The 15,720-nt window shown below is 37.7% G+C and carries 16 protein-coding genes and 4 pseudogenes; 4 read left to right on the top strand and 16 right to left on the bottom strand.

What is annotated here, in order from left to right; genetic code table 11:
• The 9 genes and pseudogenes from ACQRDX_RS08435 to ACQRDX_RS08395 all read right to left on the bottom strand — a co-directional run.
• A pseudogene (locus ACQRDX_RS08435) lies at positions 1 to 105 on the bottom strand (transcriptional regulator); the annotation flags it as partial.
• An 8-nt stretch (positions 106 to 113) separates the two neighbouring features.
• Entirely contained in the window at positions 114 to 497 is a 384-nt protein-coding gene (locus tag ACQRDX_RS08430) for a hypothetical protein (protein WP_367985644.1), read from the bottom strand.
• Between the two features lie 10 nt (positions 498 to 507).
• Positions 508 to 936 (bottom strand): hypothetical protein, encoded by a 429-nt coding sequence (locus ACQRDX_RS08425; protein WP_367985645.1) that lies wholly within the window; start codon positions 934 to 936, stop codon positions 508 to 510.
• Positions 920 to 2,275 (bottom strand): DNA (cytosine-5-)-methyltransferase, encoded by a 1,356-nt coding sequence (gene dcm / locus ACQRDX_RS08420; protein ID WP_427896365.1) that lies wholly within the window; start codon positions 2,273 to 2,275, stop codon positions 920 to 922. The genes ACQRDX_RS08425 and dcm overlap by 17 nt, the downstream gene beginning before the upstream one ends.
• 147 nt (positions 2,276 to 2,422) lie before the next feature.
• Positions 2,423 to 3,241: a replication initiator protein A gene (locus tag ACQRDX_RS08415; RefSeq protein WP_427885611.1), complete on the bottom strand. Its 819-nt coding sequence runs from the start codon at positions 3,239 to 3,241 to the stop codon at positions 2,423 to 2,425.
• Positions 3,238 to 3,411, bottom strand: a complete 174-nt coding sequence (locus ACQRDX_RS08410; protein WP_336381458.1) for a hypothetical protein — start codon at positions 3,409 to 3,411, stop codon at positions 3,238 to 3,240. The genes ACQRDX_RS08415 and ACQRDX_RS08410 overlap by 4 nt, the downstream gene beginning before the upstream one ends.
• A gap of 358 nt (positions 3,412 to 3,769) precedes the next feature.
• Positions 3,770 to 5,131 carry a hypothetical protein gene (locus tag ACQRDX_RS08405; RefSeq protein WP_105127925.1) on the bottom strand — a complete coding sequence of 454 codons (1,362 nt, stop codon included), beginning with the start codon at positions 5,129 to 5,131 and terminating at the stop codon, positions 3,770 to 3,772.
• A 71-nt stretch (positions 5,132 to 5,202) separates the two neighbouring features.
• A pseudogene (locus ACQRDX_RS08400) lies at positions 5,203 to 5,343 on the bottom strand (helix-turn-helix domain-containing protein); the annotation flags it as partial.
• Positions 5,340 to 5,765, bottom strand: coding sequence for an RNA polymerase sigma factor (locus ACQRDX_RS08395; RefSeq protein ID WP_002324547.1), 426 nt, complete (start codon positions 5,763 to 5,765; stop codon positions 5,340 to 5,342). The gene ACQRDX_RS08395 and the pseudogene ACQRDX_RS08400, both read right to left, overlap by 4 nt.
• 501 nt (positions 5,766 to 6,266) lie before the next feature.
• Here ACQRDX_RS08395 and ACQRDX_RS08390 point away from each other — a divergent pair.
• Positions 6,267 to 6,620, top strand: a complete 354-nt coding sequence (locus ACQRDX_RS08390) for a helix-turn-helix domain-containing protein (RefSeq protein WP_002324548.1) — start codon at positions 6,267 to 6,269, stop codon at positions 6,618 to 6,620.
• Between the two features lie 58 nt (positions 6,621 to 6,678).
• On the opposite strand, the gene ACQRDX_RS08385 is transcribed toward ACQRDX_RS08390, so the two are convergent.
• From ACQRDX_RS08385 to rlmD, 6 genes and pseudogenes are all read right to left on the bottom strand, one after another.
• Complete coding sequence (locus ACQRDX_RS08385; protein WP_425268173.1) at positions 6,679 to 6,867, bottom strand: cysteine-rich KTR domain-containing protein; 189 nt, start codon at positions 6,865 to 6,867, stop codon at positions 6,679 to 6,681.
• Positions 6,868 to 6,968: 101 nt separating this feature from the next.
• A complete protein-coding gene (tet(M), locus tag ACQRDX_RS08380) occupies positions 6,969 to 8,888 on the bottom strand; it encodes a tetracycline resistance ribosomal protection protein Tet(M) (protein WP_002364936.1) in 1,920 nt (639 codons plus the stop codon).
• 15 nt (positions 8,889 to 8,903) lie between these two features.
• Positions 8,904 to 8,951 (bottom strand): annotated as a pseudogene (locus ACQRDX_RS08375) (hypothetical protein); the annotation flags it as partial.
• A gap of 313 nt (positions 8,952 to 9,264) precedes the next feature.
• Positions 9,265 to 9,480 (bottom strand): annotated as a pseudogene (locus ACQRDX_RS08370) (conjugal transfer protein); the annotation flags it as partial.
• On the bottom strand, positions 9,462 to 9,725 hold the full coding sequence (locus ACQRDX_RS08365) for a GNAT family N-acetyltransferase (RefSeq protein ID WP_105154058.1): 264 nt from the start codon (positions 9,723 to 9,725) through the stop codon (positions 9,462 to 9,464). The pseudogene ACQRDX_RS08370 and the gene ACQRDX_RS08365, both read right to left, overlap by 19 nt.
• A 536-nt stretch (positions 9,726 to 10,261) precedes the next feature.
• On the bottom strand, positions 10,262 to 11,617 hold the full coding sequence (gene rlmD, locus ACQRDX_RS08360; protein ID WP_354367071.1) for a 23S rRNA (uracil(1939)-C(5))-methyltransferase RlmD: 1,356 nt from the start codon (positions 11,615 to 11,617) through the stop codon (positions 10,262 to 10,264).
• Positions 11,618 to 11,770: 153 nt separating this feature from the next.
• On the opposite strand from rlmD, the gene ACQRDX_RS08355 reads away from it, so the two are divergent.
• Genes ACQRDX_RS08355 through ACQRDX_RS08345 form a run of 3 tightly spaced genes read left to right on the top strand, consistent with a single transcriptional unit; the run spans position 11,771 to position 14,359 of the window.
• On the top strand, positions 11,771 to 12,322 hold the full coding sequence (locus ACQRDX_RS08355; RefSeq protein ID WP_354367069.1) for a carboxymuconolactone decarboxylase family protein: 552 nt from the start codon (positions 11,771 to 11,773) through the stop codon (positions 12,320 to 12,322).
• A gap of 19 nt (positions 12,323 to 12,341) precedes the next feature.
• A complete protein-coding gene (locus ACQRDX_RS08350; protein ID WP_427896361.1) occupies positions 12,342 to 13,406 on the top strand; it encodes an acyl-CoA dehydrogenase family protein in 1,065 nt (354 codons plus the stop codon).
• 17 nt (positions 13,407 to 13,423) lie between these two features.
• Entirely contained in the window at positions 13,424 to 14,359 is a 936-nt protein-coding gene (locus tag ACQRDX_RS08345; RefSeq protein ID WP_427896359.1) for an ethanolamine utilization protein EutJ, read from the top strand.
• A gap of 52 nt (positions 14,360 to 14,411) precedes the next feature.
• On the opposite strand, the gene ACQRDX_RS08340 is transcribed toward ACQRDX_RS08345, so the two are convergent.
• Positions 14,412 to 15,689 carry an LCP family protein gene (locus ACQRDX_RS08340; protein ID WP_427896357.1) on the bottom strand — a complete coding sequence of 426 codons (1,278 nt, stop codon included), beginning with the start codon at positions 15,687 to 15,689 and terminating at the stop codon, positions 14,412 to 14,414.
• Positions 15,690 to 15,720 lie beyond the last annotated feature (31 nt).

The following is a 15,720-nucleotide window of genomic DNA, read 5'->3' as shown; positions in this document are numbered from 1 at the left end:
GGGATAAACATATTGACCGTTGAATACTTTGCGAACTAGTTCTGCCCAAGTGAGGTCTTTTTCTGCCAGAATGATTTCTAAATTATCCCAAAATCGTTCATTCATCTTCACACCTACCCTGTCACTTGTTTCATCAAGCTGGCTTGAAACAGTTCTTCTTTTACCTGTCTGGGAAGAAAGGTTCGCACGTCGTCTAGTCCAATAGCTGGATAGACGTGATTCTGACAGACAATGAGAGGCAGACGAAGGTTTTGGTCTGGCTTTTGGAGAATGAGCTGAATCATCTCATTCAAACTTATCGAATATTGACGTTTAAAGCGAAGAAATCGTGGCGACAGCAACTCAAAACAATCCGTGGTTTTGGCGAAGAGTGACAGTAAGATTTCACGGTTTACATCACACGCTTTTGTACAACGATAAGCCACTCCATAGGTCGTCAAAATGGTTAGTAAATCTTGATTTGTATTGGCATTATTTCCTAGATATACCTCAAGCATAGGCACCTCCTTATAGGGTTAGGTTATTTTCAACTGTTGGTTCAGGAGTTGAGAAATAGCGACTCATATCAATGGGCATCCGTCCTTCACCAAAGCACTTGACCGTCACTAGAGTCGTTAAAATGCCCTCCTTTCCCCTAGCAGAATAATTTTCACCAAAGGCACGAAAGGCCAGGTGATTGTCTTTCGTCAATAAAGTATCTACACCATTTTTAATATCCCTAGTTTCCAAAAAATCCGAAATCCGATGAAGATTGGATTCGTAGAATAGGGGATCATTCATCTCTTTATGGTAATCATCTTCAAAAGTCACCTCAAAGTCACAATCAAAATTGGGGAGTGATAGAATCTTTTCCAGTAACTGATTGGTTTCAACTTGGTGAATACGTTCCTCTAATTCAGTACAATCTAGGATACTTTTCTTATGTAGTAGGTTCATGTATTTCTTCCTCTTCCATTCTTCTAAATTCTCTGGCAATGGCTTCAATAACTGTGACAGTCACACTATTACCGGCCTGTTTGTATAGTTGGCTCTTACTGGAAACACTTTCTGCTCTTTCATAAGCCCAATCAGGAAAGCCTTGAAGTCTGAAACACTCTCTTGGTGTCAGTCGTCTGATTCTCAGGCGATAAAGTTTCCCCTCTAAGACAATCCCTGTGACTTCATACCACTTATCCTGTCGATATTCCAGAGCAGCGACCACCACTCCCATATTGTCTGAAGTCGTCAAGGTATTGGATATTCCCTTTCCCACTCGTCCCCTACGTTTGGTTGAGTCTGGATAAGCCAGATTGACAGAGTCTCCAAGAGTTGCCTTTGCGTACCCTCTTTTTGTGGCTTCCTTGATTTTCAGAAATGGCAGCTCCTCCCTCAGCAGTATCTTTGGCACCTTATCTCCACCTTGCATGGTGGTCAAGGTTGGTGACAAACCAGCAATGTCAAATACTCTACCGGTCTGGTCAAAGCTAGTCGGCAGATTTCCTGCGACGACAACACCATGTCTATCTTGACTGGTCAAAGTAAACATAGGGTCTTGATTATCCTTAAAGCGACGCCCATGTTGGCGTTTTTCAAGTCTATCTGGTGTTAAGACTGGAATGGCGATTTTTGCCCCCTCTCCTTTACCTCTCGTTAGTGTAGGAGCAAGTCCACTCGTCAGATAGACTTCACCATTCAAACCACGTTTAGAGGGATTTATATTTCCTAGCCTTTCAAGATGAGCTGGACTGTTTTCTCTTCTGAGAGGAAATAGGAATCTGGAACGGTATCTTCTAGAATGTCCGATAATAAAGACCCGTTCTCTGTTTTGCGGGACTTGGAAGTCCTTACTGTTAAGCACCTGCCATTCGACATCATACCCCAATTCATCCAGCGTGGAGAGGATTGTGGAGAACGTCCGTCCCTTGTCGTGATTGAGTAGGCCTTTGACGTTTTCCAAAAATAGAAAACGTGGTTGGATTTGTTTGGCCGCTCGAGCAATCTCAAAAAAGAGAGTCCCTCGAGTATCTTCAAATCCCAGTCGTCTGCCTGCGAGTGAAAAAGCTTGGCAAGGAAATCCCCCGCAGATAACCTCCACTTGCCCTCTAAATTGTCTAAAGTCATGGTCTGTGACCTCTTTAATGTCATGGTATTCTATTTCCCCTTCTGTGTTAAACATAGCTTTATAAGATGTTCTGGCGAATTTATCAATTTCACAAAAGCCCAGGCATTTATGACCCTGTGATTCCATCCCTAGCCTAAAACCACCTATCCCAGCAAATAAATCTAAAAATTTCATTTTCCTCTCTTTCCAACTAAAAAAGAGCCTTACACTTGTAAAACTCTTGCTTATATATGATCATCCATTTCTGGTGCACGGATGATTTCAACAATCAAAATGATGATAGAAATCAGATAGATTCCGCCTAGTATCCACCAAATCAACTTAATCACCTCCCTTTACTTCTTGTCGTCTCAGTTGCTTGGTCCACTCTGACAGCACACCATTAAATACGTATTCAGCTATTACTTCCGCTGACCGAGCAAATCGCATATGTTCCAAAGCATACTGATAACGGTCACTAAAATAAATCATGGCATAGTCACTAGCTGACTGAGATAGCCCCGACTGTCTTAACTGGTCATGAACCAAACCCCAAATATAATCTCGATCGTACTTGGTCACGCCATCGACTTTTGAAGTAAAGTTCTCTTCTTGTTTGTCATCTACTAGCTGTCTCTCCTCCTCGTCCTCAATAAGGAAATCACTCCCTTCAGTTTCACTATATTTAGTCTCACTTCCTTCAGTCTCACTAGGGGCTGAATTTAAGACCGGCCCCGTCTTTCTTTGAGACCCCCCTAGTGTTTTTTTAACACTAGCCCCGTCTGTATGTAAGACTGGGGTAGTTTCATGTTCTAATTCCCCCAAGTAAATTTTATTTGCCATACGACCTTTTTCACTAGAGGACTGTTGGACTTCATCAATTAAGCCATATTCGCGTAAGGTTTTCTTGATAGAGAGTAGTTTTGACTTTGAACAGCCTAAAAGTGCCATCAGATTTGAATTGGAATAAATCAAGTAAATAGCCCCATCGTCATCAATCCAGCCCTTACTCAAAGACAGCTCCAACCTATCTTTTAAAACTGCGTAGGCTACCTTAACCTCCAGCTTCATATCCTTATAACGTTCACTCTCAAACAAAATTTTAGGGAGTTTATAATAACGCTCTGATGTCTGATACTGATCAGCGGTAATTCGTTTCATGATTGTCCCTCCAAGACTAATATTCCAACATTTCCAAATTCATCAAATCGGATTAAACCTAGTTGTTCCATTTCATTAATTAGCTGAGTTGCTCTCTCAATATCAACTCCCAAGATAGTCACGAGATGACACATCACGATTTGGCGTGATGATTGTTCCTTCTTTTTCATGAATTCCTCCTTAAAATAAAAAAACGAGAACACTTATTAAAATGTTCTCGCTGAAATATTATATTTTATGACGTATCTATTTTTTGTCTACGCAGTCGACATCCAAACAGACGTTCACATCAATGTACTTTTTTTGAACCTTTTTTATGTCAAAATCACTCTTTTCAATAAAGACAAAATGCTTGAAAAAGTGCTTAAAATAAAGGATTTTTACCCGTTGCTTCGTTGTAGCAACACTACGCACTCCACGTGTGGTGAGAGCCCCCCTCTATACTATAGAACGAAATCAAAGTTATAAAATTTAGAATTATACTGTGGAATGAAACTCTCCCAGACATGATGGTTGAGCGGGTTGTTTTTAATTAAAGACGACTATATATTCTTCGGACATTTCCGCGAAGGATTTATCTATTTCAACATATACTTCATTCAATTCTTCAGCAATGATACCTCTAAAGTAAGCATCTCTAAGTTCTGGTTTCTCCAACAACACCCATTTCAATTGTTTGTATGAGTATTTAGCAAATGCTACCCATTGAGGATAGTTTATTGCCATAGGATTTTTAGTAAAGTAAACCTTTCCAGCATTTACAGCTGTAGCCGCTGAATACCCAATGAATAACATAGTGCTCAGCTTAGGATGCTTTTCTCGATTTAATGAAAATGGAATCGAGTTCTTTATAGAATTACCTTCTTTAATCCTTTTAATGCCATAGCCTAATCTGATGATTACTTCAACTAGCATTGTTGGAATTGACATACTACAAAAATTAATGAAATCATAACCTTCGTAATACATTCCCTGCACAATTTCAGCAATTGTCTGTTCTTCTTCTCCGATACTTCCAAACTGGAGTAAGTTAAATAATGCCATCAAAGGCGCTGGTAAACCCATAGAAGTTGTAATGTCAGATTTGAAATGAATAATCTGCTTAGCAATTGCAGCAAAGATATCACTTTCTTTTCGGTCTGCATAGTTCTCCATAACCTGTGATACTATTTTGCCAGTTTTATCGATCGTCGTCATTTTACCGTTCAAAATATCATAGACCCCAAATATCAATCCAAGGATAGGGTCATGCCCTAGCGATAGCAATCTATGATAGTAAGCAGATAACCCGGTAACATATTCTGTCGTATGGCGATTATCTTGAGCATCAAATGATACTTTGCTTACTTTTGAATTAGCAAGTTTCTCCATTTCTTCCTCAGGGAATCTTTGATTGAACCAATCTCTTACATAATTGGAAAGTGGCCCACCTTTTAATCCTTCTTGTGTTTTTTGAGGAATTCCTATTAGCAGAATATCAACAACTGCTCCTAGCATACCTGCTGCGGCACAAATAGTAATATCTATTTTATCAAGCTTATGAATGTTATTGTAATCGGCGTTCAATGCACGCAGAGCAGCTTGACTCATTCTCAATTCTTCAAACGTAAAAAGGGATTCTAAATCTGTTGTTGAACCAACTTTCTGTTCAGCTTGATTGCACAATTCTTCCCACGTAGGAACAACCATAACCCTATTAGGTGTAGGATAAACTACTTTAGGCAAGTTCTCTGTAGCAATGCCTAATTCCTTCAGCATTGCTTCGCTTTCAGAAATGCAAGCTTCAGCAGACGCCATATCAGGTCTTTTAATCGAGCTTAATTCTTTTGACTGATAATTCAAAACATTATTAAATTGTTGTTCTACTTCAGTGTATTTGAATTTGCTCATGCCACCTTACCCAAATCATTTATTGCTTGCGTAAGAAGAATATTTAAACTCTGTAAATAATCAACATACTTATACTCATCTTTCATCAGTCTAAGAGAGCGTTTTGTAATGTACCCTCTGTAATGATGAAGAATCTGGTTAATCGCTTCTGTATCGCCATCACAAGCCCTTACAATCATTGGAAACGGAATTCTGGAATATTCTTTTCTCATTCTTCATTTTCCTCCTCCATAAACTTCTTGATTAAGTCTAGTCCACTGGTTCTATGTCGATAGACAGTAGAGCGGTTCAATTTCAGTAAATCCGCTATTTCTGAATCACTCATGTCCATAAAATAGAACAGCAGTAGGATTTCACGCTTCTTGTCTGGCAATTCTTTTAGTGCTTCACTCAATAAATCATTTTCGATACCAACAGAAATATCATTGAGCGTAAAAATTTGAAAATCAGATGAATAGCTGTCTGTCGTTGCAAACTGATTGACGAGATAATCGCCAATATCCGAAAAGGACACTTCACGCTTTGCCAGCCTTGAAAGATAAAGGAAATAATTCTTCCGCTCGTCGTCCATAGCTCGCATACAGATAAAATCAAACTGATGTTCAATTCTCTCTTGAAAAGAAGATGGTTTCATGTTTCTCACCCCCTTTCTTTGGAAAGGAAGTGAGCTTTGCTCTTTTATCTCCTTTCACTCTTACTCCCAATGTGAAAGGGCGATTTGTTGCATTAAGAATTGAAAAAACATTAAAAAATATCCAGAGATACAAAAAAAGCACATAGACAGATTGATTTCTCTGTTTATATGCTTTAATTATTCTTGTTATATGATGTATAAAACCACATCGATAGACGTATTTGTCTATTGCTGGTGGATAACTTTTTTTGATAACAACCTAGGAATCAGACTATATGTAATATATCTCATGGCGACGTTTATCTCCATTAAACCGCCATTTGAAAGTGAGATTTATATTTTTACAGCACGAATAGCATTTCCAAACAACGGTTTTTTTATTGAAGTTGAGTAGTGCTTTTAAGAATGTAATTTAATAGGAACTGAAAAACTATTTAACACGTTTTTCTATACCTGTTTCAAATTCAACAGGAACAGTAAAATGTATAGAGGTGGTCTATTATGCGTAAGAAAGAAGATAAATTCGATTTTAGAGCCTTTGGTTTAGCAATCAAAGAAGCTCGAATGAAGCGAGGTTTAACTCGTGAACAAGTGGGAGCATTGATTGAGATTGACCCACGTTACCTAACTAATATTGAAAATAAAGGGCAACACCCAAGCATACAAGTCCTCTATGACCTTGTATCATTACTTGATGTGTCCGTTGATGAGTTTTTCTTACCTCATAATGATCTGACGAAAAGTACCCGAAGATTACAGGTAGAAAAACTACTGGATAACTTCACAGATAAAGAACTATCGTTGATTGAAGCCTTAGCTAGTGGTATCAATGAATCAAGAAACATCAAAAACTAATCATTATAACAATACATAAAACAGAAAGAGCCGATAAAATGAGAATGCTAATCTCAGATTATCGGCTCTGCGTCTTTGCGTCTGGCTCTGTAATCACAGTTAACTTGAACTGCTTTATATCAACTAAATTTTCCTGTCTACATTTAGGACAATAGAGAGGAAAGTTCTTCAATTCAGTATCTTCCCTTATTTTCAAACGTGTTTTATTTCCACAGATGGGACACAGTACCCACTCACAGTTTATAATAATTATCTTCTCCTTTACATTTAATTCAAATCTGTATTAAAGAATATTTCATCTCGTTTCGTTTAACAAGAAGCCACATTTATATAACAATATAAAATGTGCTAAGTTATTTTATTGAACATATATCGTACTTTATCTATCCGACTATTTGGACGACGGGGCTGACAAACAGATTCACCAGTAGTAACATAGTACCCTTTTAACTCTGTTAAACAAACGCTACGTCCATTTGTAAAGAAAGTTAAATCATTACGATATTCTTGAATACACCGAGCAGGAATTTCTCCACTAAGAATGACCTCATTATTTTTCAGTTGAGTATTTACGATATTTGCACAATATTTGGGAGCATCGTTATATGCTCGTGAAAGATATTCTTGTGGTGCATAAATTTTAAAACTAAGATATGGCTCTAACAATTCTGTTCCAGCTTTTTTTAAAACTTGTTCCAATACAATAGGAGCAAGCATCCGAAAATCTGCTGGGGTACTAACAGGGCTATAGTATAAGCCATACTTAAAACAGATTTTACAGTCCGTCACATTCCAACCATACAATCCTTGTTCACAGCCATATCGTATCCCTTCCATAACTGCATTTTGAAACGATTGATTTAAGTATCCAAGAGAAACCGAGCTCTCATACTGTACTCCGCTCCCTAATGGAAGCGGTGCTACAGAAAGACCAATGGAAGCCCAGAAGGGATTCGGTGGCACTTCGATGTGAATGGTATACTCTGCTTTTTTTAACGGTCTTTCCATATAAATGACTGTAGGCTTTTTTATTTTTACCTCCACATGATACTTTTCTTGCAATAGAGCACAAGTCACTTCCATTTGTACTTTCCCTAAGAAAGAAAGTATGATTTCATGTGTCGTAGAATCCACATAATATTGTAGAAGCGGGTCACTGTCGGAGATTTCTAAAAGTGCATCAAGTAACATTTCCCTTTGTTGAGGTTTGCTCGGTTCAACAGTTGTTTGCAGCAGAGGGAGCGGATTTTCAATTCTCTCTCTCTGTGGCAATAGCTTTGTATCTCCAAGAACACTATTTAGCTTCAAAAACTCATTTTGCAAAATAACAATTTCCCCGGAATAAGCCTTATCAATTTTACATAATTCACCATTTATTGAAGTATACATTTCTGTAATTTTTATTTTTTCCTTTTCCGATATTCTAACCGAATCCCGCAAATGCAGGATTCCGCCATAAAGGCGTACATATGCAAGACGTTGTCTTTCTTCCGAATATTCAATTTTGAAGACATTTCCGCAAAGTTCAGACTTCTTTCTGTATGTTGATGAATAAAATTTATTCGTTATCACTTCTATAAGCTGCTCAATCCCTATGTTGCTTTTTGCGCTTCCATGATAAACAGGGTACAAGGAGCAATTCTGAAATCTTATGCTTTCCTCTTGTTCGAGTTCCAATGCTTCTAATGATTTACCGGACATATATTTCTCTAAAAGGTCATCGTTTCCCTCTATTACCGTATCCCATTGTTCAGATTCGGTAAAGTTCGTCACACACATATTAGGATACAGTTCTACCTTCTGTTTGATTACAATTTCGGCAGAAAGTTTCTCTTTAATATCCTGATAAACCGTTGATAAATCAATTCCATTTTGGTCAATCTTATTGATAAAAAAGATTGTGGGAATCCCCATTTTCCTAAGTGCATGAAATAATATACGAGTTTGTGCTTGTACGCCATCTTTTGCAGAAATCAGTAGAATTGCCCCATCTAAAACTGATAATGAACGATATACTTCTGCTAAGAAATCCATATGTCCTGGCGTGTCTATGATGTTCACCTTCGTATTTTCCCACTGAAAAGAGGTTATTCCTGTCTGAATTGTAATTCCTCTCTGACGTTCTAAAAGCGTATTATCCGTCCTCGTTGTACCTTTGTCCACGCTTCCTAATTCTGTAATCGCTCCACTGTTATATAATAAGCTTTCTGTTAAGGTAGTTTTTCCTGCATCAACATGAGCTAAAACTCCAATATTAATAATTTTCATGTGATTTTCCTCCATTCAAAAGCCCAAAAGGGCATAAAAATCCCAGTGATAAATACTCTTATCACTGGGATTTTTATGCATAACCATAGGCATACAAAGCATACAGATATTCTCCGGATACTTTAGAATCACATGATAAAGGTATTCTTAAACTGGGTACAAAAAACTAAGCCCTCCTAAAAAAGGACATCCAATTATTTGTTCCCACTATCAAATTGACAGTTTATTTAAGAATACCTTGCCGCATATTTATTAACTCCTTTTAAATAGATACTTAAATAATAGCACATAAGAGCATATTTGTAAAGGAATCTCCAATTTTTTATCAAAGAGAGTACGTGATTACAAAATAGCTGTAATAATGTACCAATATTTGTTATTCTATAATCTTCCAATTACTCCCGTTCTTTTCAAGTACCAAATCAAATTGAGATACCTGCGTTGCTTTGGTCTGCTGGTCGAGATACTTTACTGTCAGTGATACCGTGACTTGATTATCTTTACGATTGTAGATAGGATTCACGAGTTCTTGAAAAATATAATCTTTTCCGATAGATTTCAAAATACCATCATTCACATAGTAAGAAAGTTCCCCCTGCCGTATGATCCTACATAAAAACTAACCTTTTTATCCAATACTACAGCAAGATTTAAGCTCGAGTTCTCCTCTAATTTGTTATTTTTAATTTTCTTTTCGAACTCTTCTTTATCTTCAGTATTCCATTCATCTTCTAAAAGATATCTACATACATCTGCATCAGTATAAATCTCAAAAGCATCTTCGATATCATCTGATCTAAACGGTCGTATATTTAATCGCTTTGTGTTCAATATCATTTATCTTCTCCTGCTGTTTTCCCATTAATTTCTACATCTTAATTATACTAAAATTCTGCGCTATTATATCATACCCTCAAAGTCTTTTACCAATCACAAAAAGCCATATCAAATCTTTCAAAAGTACTTTGTTTTCCGCAATTAGTGCAGTTTGTTTTTGTTAAAAAAATTGTTGTCATTCTACTTTTCCTCTTCATCATTAATAAGTAAGCAACTTGCTCTCACTTATTATATTCGCAAGTCAAAATAAATTTTCGAATTTTTTTCAAAAAAAGTTAAGTTGTATTGTATCAATTTCAGAACTCACACTTCATTCGCTCATTCAGGCGATATTAGAGGTGGGTACGTTTCTATTCCCAAAAACTCCTTGTCAATGGAAATAAACACGTACCCACAGGGTAAATGGAAATAGAATTGAATAATTTCTAGCTATCACTTCTACTCCCTCCAAAAAATTACTCACTCTGATACTTCCCCACCCCAAGCTAAAAAGCCTTGTCTCTATGGCTTTTTAAGATGCTTTCGTTCAAAGGTTTCTAGGCTTTTACGAGCAGAGCAACACACTCCACGTGATGCGTTTGCGGGAAGAGGTCAACGGGTTGGACTTTTTTGAGTTTATAGCCTAGCTCTTCATAGCGCTTGATGTCACGCGCCATGGTAGCAACGTTACATGAGATGTAGGTAATTTTCTCTGGTTGCATGGCAACACTTGATGTGATAAAACTTTCGGTCAAGCCTTTTCTCGGGGGATCGACTAAGATAACATCGGGTTTGATACCTTTCTGACGCCACTCCTTCATGGCATCTTCTGCTGTTGCACAGATGTAGTTGGCATTTGTGATACCGTTACGCTTAGCATTTTCCTTAGCATCTTGAACAGCGGAAGCGACCACTTCAACTCCGTAAACTGCCTTTACCTTTTTGGCAAATGAAAGACCAATTGTCCCAATACCTGAGTAAGCATCAATCACCACGCTATCTGATGCCAAATCTGAAAAATCAATGGCTACTTGATAGAGTTGCTCAGCCATTTCGGTATTGACTTGATAAAAAGATTGAGCTGAAATAGCGTAACTATTTCCTAACATACTATCGGTGATAGTATCCTGACCATAAAGTGTTTTAAAGTCTTTTCCAAAAATCGCATTAGTATTTTTATCATTGATATTCTGAATGACTGACAATAAGTTAGGAAAGGCTTTCACTAACTGCTCAATGACTTGCTCAATACGGAAAATTTTAGGACGCGTCGTTACTAAGACCAACATGAGCTGCCCTGAATAATGGCCACGACGAACCACAATATTACGAATCAAGCCTGTCTGCTCCTTTTCATCGTAAGGCTTAAGGTCAAAACGACGCAACAAATCTCGTGTCGCTAAAATCAAGCGGTCAATTTCCTTGTCCTGAATATAGAAGTCTTCAATAGGGATCAAGTCATGCGAATTTTTACGGAAGAATCCTGTTTCCAACTGACCCTTAACACGACGCACAGGTACCGCAGCTTTATTACGATAAGCAAGAGGTGCTTTCATTCCTAACGTTTTAGGAATATCAATAGCTGAAATTCCTGCAATCTTATACAAACTATCTTTAACCTGCTTAGTTTTAAAGTCAAGCTGGGCACCATAGGTCAGATGCCCGAGATCTGCAATACCAGATCTCAAGTATGCCAAATCAACATTTTGATTACGATGCTCTGAATAAGACAAGTATTCCTCAACCTTACCGTACCCCATTTTCTTATTGAGCTTGAGAACTCGCATACGAATACGTTCCCCTGGAAGTGCATTGTCAATAAAAAAGACTAAACCATCAACCTTAGCTACTCCAGCTCCTTCATGGCTTAAATCAATAATATCAACCTCAACAATACTATTTTTAACTAACATTCTTCCCCCTTAGTTTTCTTCTACAAGAATCATTCACTGCTCTCTATTATAGCATATATAACTAAAATTTATGGTCCATCATAAAAAATAAAGATTATCCAAACAATTCCATAACTGATATCCTATTAATAATCACTTTTTAAGGAGGACGATATGCCAAATTTAACAATACATACCATTGAGACTGCACCCGATGAGGTTAAAGATACGCTAAGAACGGTTGAAAAAGATAACGGTGGCTATATTCCAAACTTAATTGGGCTACTAGCTAATGCCCCAACTGCCTTAGAAACTTATCGTACAGTAGGTGCAATCAATCGACGCAACTCTCTGACACCAACCGAGCGCGAGGTTGTTCAAATTACTGCCGCTGTAACTAACGGCTGTGCCTTCTGTGTAGCAGGGCACACAGCTTTTTCCATCAAGCAAATCCAAATGCCACCAAATCTTCTTGAAGCACTCCGCAATGCCACACCGATTGAAGATGATCAAAGATTAGATACCTTAGCAAAATTTACCATTGCTGTGATTAATACCAAAGGTGCTGTAGGAGATGAAGCTTATAAGGACTTCCTTGATGCAGGCTTTACAGATCAAAATGCCCTTGACGTCATTTTAGGTGTCAGTCTAGCCACTCTCTGCAACTATGCTAACAATTTAGCCCAAACACCAATCAATCCCGAGCTAGCAGCTTACGCTAAATAATGAAGGAGAAAACCTGCCTATGACTTATTTTTCAACCGAATTTATCACTTGGTTAGACCAACATGCAGATCAACTGGATCAGGAGTCAGGAGAACTCGCCAATCAATTACTCAAAAAAATTGCTCAGTTTAATGTGTTTAAAATCGGAGTTCCTAAAGAACTCGGTGGACTTGGTGGCGATAAAACAGATGTTATTGACCTTCTATCTGAGCTAGCTGAACATTCTCTCACAGCTGCTTTTATCTCCTGGGGGCATCGTACCTTCATTGAATATATTCTTGCCAGTCCCAATCCTTATCCACGTCAAACCTGGCTAAAAGACCTACTCGATGGAGACATCGCTGGGGGAACGGGTTTATCAAACGCTGTCAAATACCTGTCTAACATTGAGGAATTGAATGTCACCATTAGCCAAGAAGGAGATGATTTCTACCTTGATGGTCGCCTTCCTTGGGTTACTAACCTGCGTTCAGATCGTTTTCTAGCTGTTTTTGCGGCTGGCTTTAAGGATAATCGCAAGCCTTGGATTTTAGTCATCCCATCTACTGCTGAAGACCTCACCCGTTCGCCTGATTTAGAGTTTGTCTCCCTACAAGGTGCTAATACAGCTGCCCTTAGCTTCAACCATGTCAAACTAGATAAGAACTGGGTCTTGTCTGCAGATGCTCCTGATTACATTGCGCAAACACGACCAAGTTTTCTAGGTTTTCAATTTGGGCTAGCACTTGGTCTCGCTAAACGCTCACTATCAGAAGTCCAAAATAGTCTGAATAGCAACCGAAGCGTTCTAAAAAATGACTATCAAGCGACCCTAGCACAATTAGAAGCAATTCAAGGCGACCTATTCCAAGGGTTGAAACGTGACAATTACTTTATCCAACACCCTAAAGAACTCTTTCAACTACGTATTGATATCGTCGATGTTGTTGCAGCAAGCCTACTCCTAGAGCTACAAGCCAGCGGAGGACAAGGGTACTTTAAGCAATCGTCTTCCAGTTTTATCCGTCGTTGGAACGAAGGAGTCTTTTTACCAATTGTCACACCAAGCGCCGTGCAACTTCGCCATATCTTAGCTAAAGCGTAAAGTAAGTGAGACGGCTTATGACAGCATTCCTATCAAATGTTCCACTTGCCATAACCAGCCTAATGCTAACACTATTTAGTCTGGCTAATTTACTTAGTGACTTTCCTAAACTATCAGGTATAGTCTATCTTTTAGCCACACTGCTTCTAAGTCTCATCACTGGCCGACTTCTATTAACTGCAAAAACATTACTAACGGAATTTGAAAATCCTGTTGTTGCCTCTAGTTTTGCCAGCTTTTTTATGAGCCTCTTTGTGTTCATAACTACTCTACCTTTTGAACAAAGATTAAAGATAGGCTTATGGGGTTTAGTTCTTATCAGCTATCTGATTTATATCGTCTGGTTTAGTTATCACTTTATTCCCCAAAAAAATCTTGATCAGATTTATCCTAGTTGGTTTGTTCTCTATGTTGGTTTAGCGATTAGTATCCCCACTAGTCCTAGTAACACTTTAGAGTTGCTCCATTTGCCAATTTTAATGGTTTCCAGTCTAGCTTGGCTCATTCTATTTGTCACCATCACTTACAGGCAGATTAAAAATCCTCTGTCTCTAACAGAAAAACCTTTATTAGCCATATACGCGGCTCCTCTCTCCCTACTGTTAACAGCTTATCTAAAACTTTCCCCATCAGTAAATCATCCATTGATTTTAGGGGCGCTTCTGTTTTCTCAACTCCTCTATCTATTTGCACTAGTTATCTTTTTCAAACAAATAAGGAACATATTTTCCCCTATTTTTTCTGCTTTCAGTTTTCCTCTTGTTGGCAGCGTAGGCGCTTTGAAAGCAAGTCTTCCTCTCTTTAACTATCACCAAGCCATACTTATACTTTATACAGTAGAACTCCTTCTTGTCATTACTATCATTTGTTTCCTTACCTATAATGTTTTCAAGTTTTTTAGGCAAAAATCCCTAAAAATACTCCATACTTCTATAATAAATAAAAATAAATGAGATAATAAAAAACTCTAAACTTCGATTCACATAGAAGTTTAGAGTTTTTTATCTAACGAAATCCTAAGTCAGCTAATTCCTTTTGATAACTATCAAAATCAATCAACAGACCTTGACCTCCATAAATATCGTAAGCATCTACCCAATCACCATTTTCTGGAATTGTCGTCCGCTCGATTCCTTTTTGACCACTTGAAATAACAGAAAGACCATTTTGTACAATGAAAGAATAAGGAACATTCGTTGAGGTTAAGGCAAAAATCGTTCCCAAAGCTGTTGATCCTGTAAATAGTTTTGTTGGATTTTTTAACTGTGTCATAACAGCTTGCATGACTTGTTGTTGACGCTTCGTCCGACCAAAATCACCCTCATCATCTTTTCTAAAACGAGTATAATTCAGTAAAGTGCGTCCATCCATGTACTGTGTTCCAACTTTGATAGTTTGATTAGGAACTACACCATCCTTCATATTAAGATCATCAGGCACCTCGACCTTATCCACTTCTTCTCCATCTACAGTGGCAAATTGCGCATCAATTTTGACACCATTTGGAAATAAGGCATCAATAGCTTCTGCAAAGGTTTCAAAATCAACCATAGCATAATATTTAATATCAATATCAAAATTACGCTTTAAAGTTTCTCGTAGTAATTCTGCACCTTGGTTATCATTTTGTTCCCCAATATTAAAAGCCGTATTCAGTTTATTGTCAACAGTATAATCATCGGCACTGACACCTTCAATATTGACCAAGATATCTCGCATAAAGCTAACCATTTTTATCTTGCCATCTTTATTTCCAATATTAACAACCATAATGGTATCTGCTCTAGCATCTGTTGACTGCTCAGTCACTCGCTTATCAGTTCCCATAATTAAAATATTGGTACCATCACTGGTTTCTTCTCCATTAAAAACTTCAACAACCGCAGCCTTATGATTAGCTTCAGCTTCTTGTTGAGCATCATTTCTTCCTTTAAAAAAGAGAAAAATCATAATGGAAATGACGGTAAGAAGAAAAAGTAAGAAACCATAAAAGAAATGTTTTAATTTCTTTTTTTTCCCTGTCTTTTTAGGTGTTAGTCTTTTTTTAGCTTGTTTTTTAGGAGAAACAGGTCTTGAAGAAGGAGTGTCTTTAGAATGTGGTGGAATGACACTAGTTTCCTTGTATGGTGTAAGCTGAGGCGAGGCTTGAGTTTCAGAAATGGGCAATCCCTGTCTTTTTCTATTTAGATAGTCAAATTCCTCTTTTTCCCTAGGTGTCAAATAGCTGATATTAGCCAATAAATAGTTAAACCTAAGTCGTTCATGATGATTTAGATTGGACATTTCTCACTGGTCTTTCTTATTTTTACGTTTC

Source organism: Streptococcus sp. SGI.013, assembly GCF_050315295.1.
In the GTDB taxonomy this organism is placed as follows: Bacteria; Bacillota; Bacilli; order Lactobacillales; family Streptococcaceae; genus Streptococcus; species Streptococcus porcorum.
Note: the sequence above shows the minus strand (reverse complement) of the source record. Positions and strands in the feature narration are given on the sequence as shown.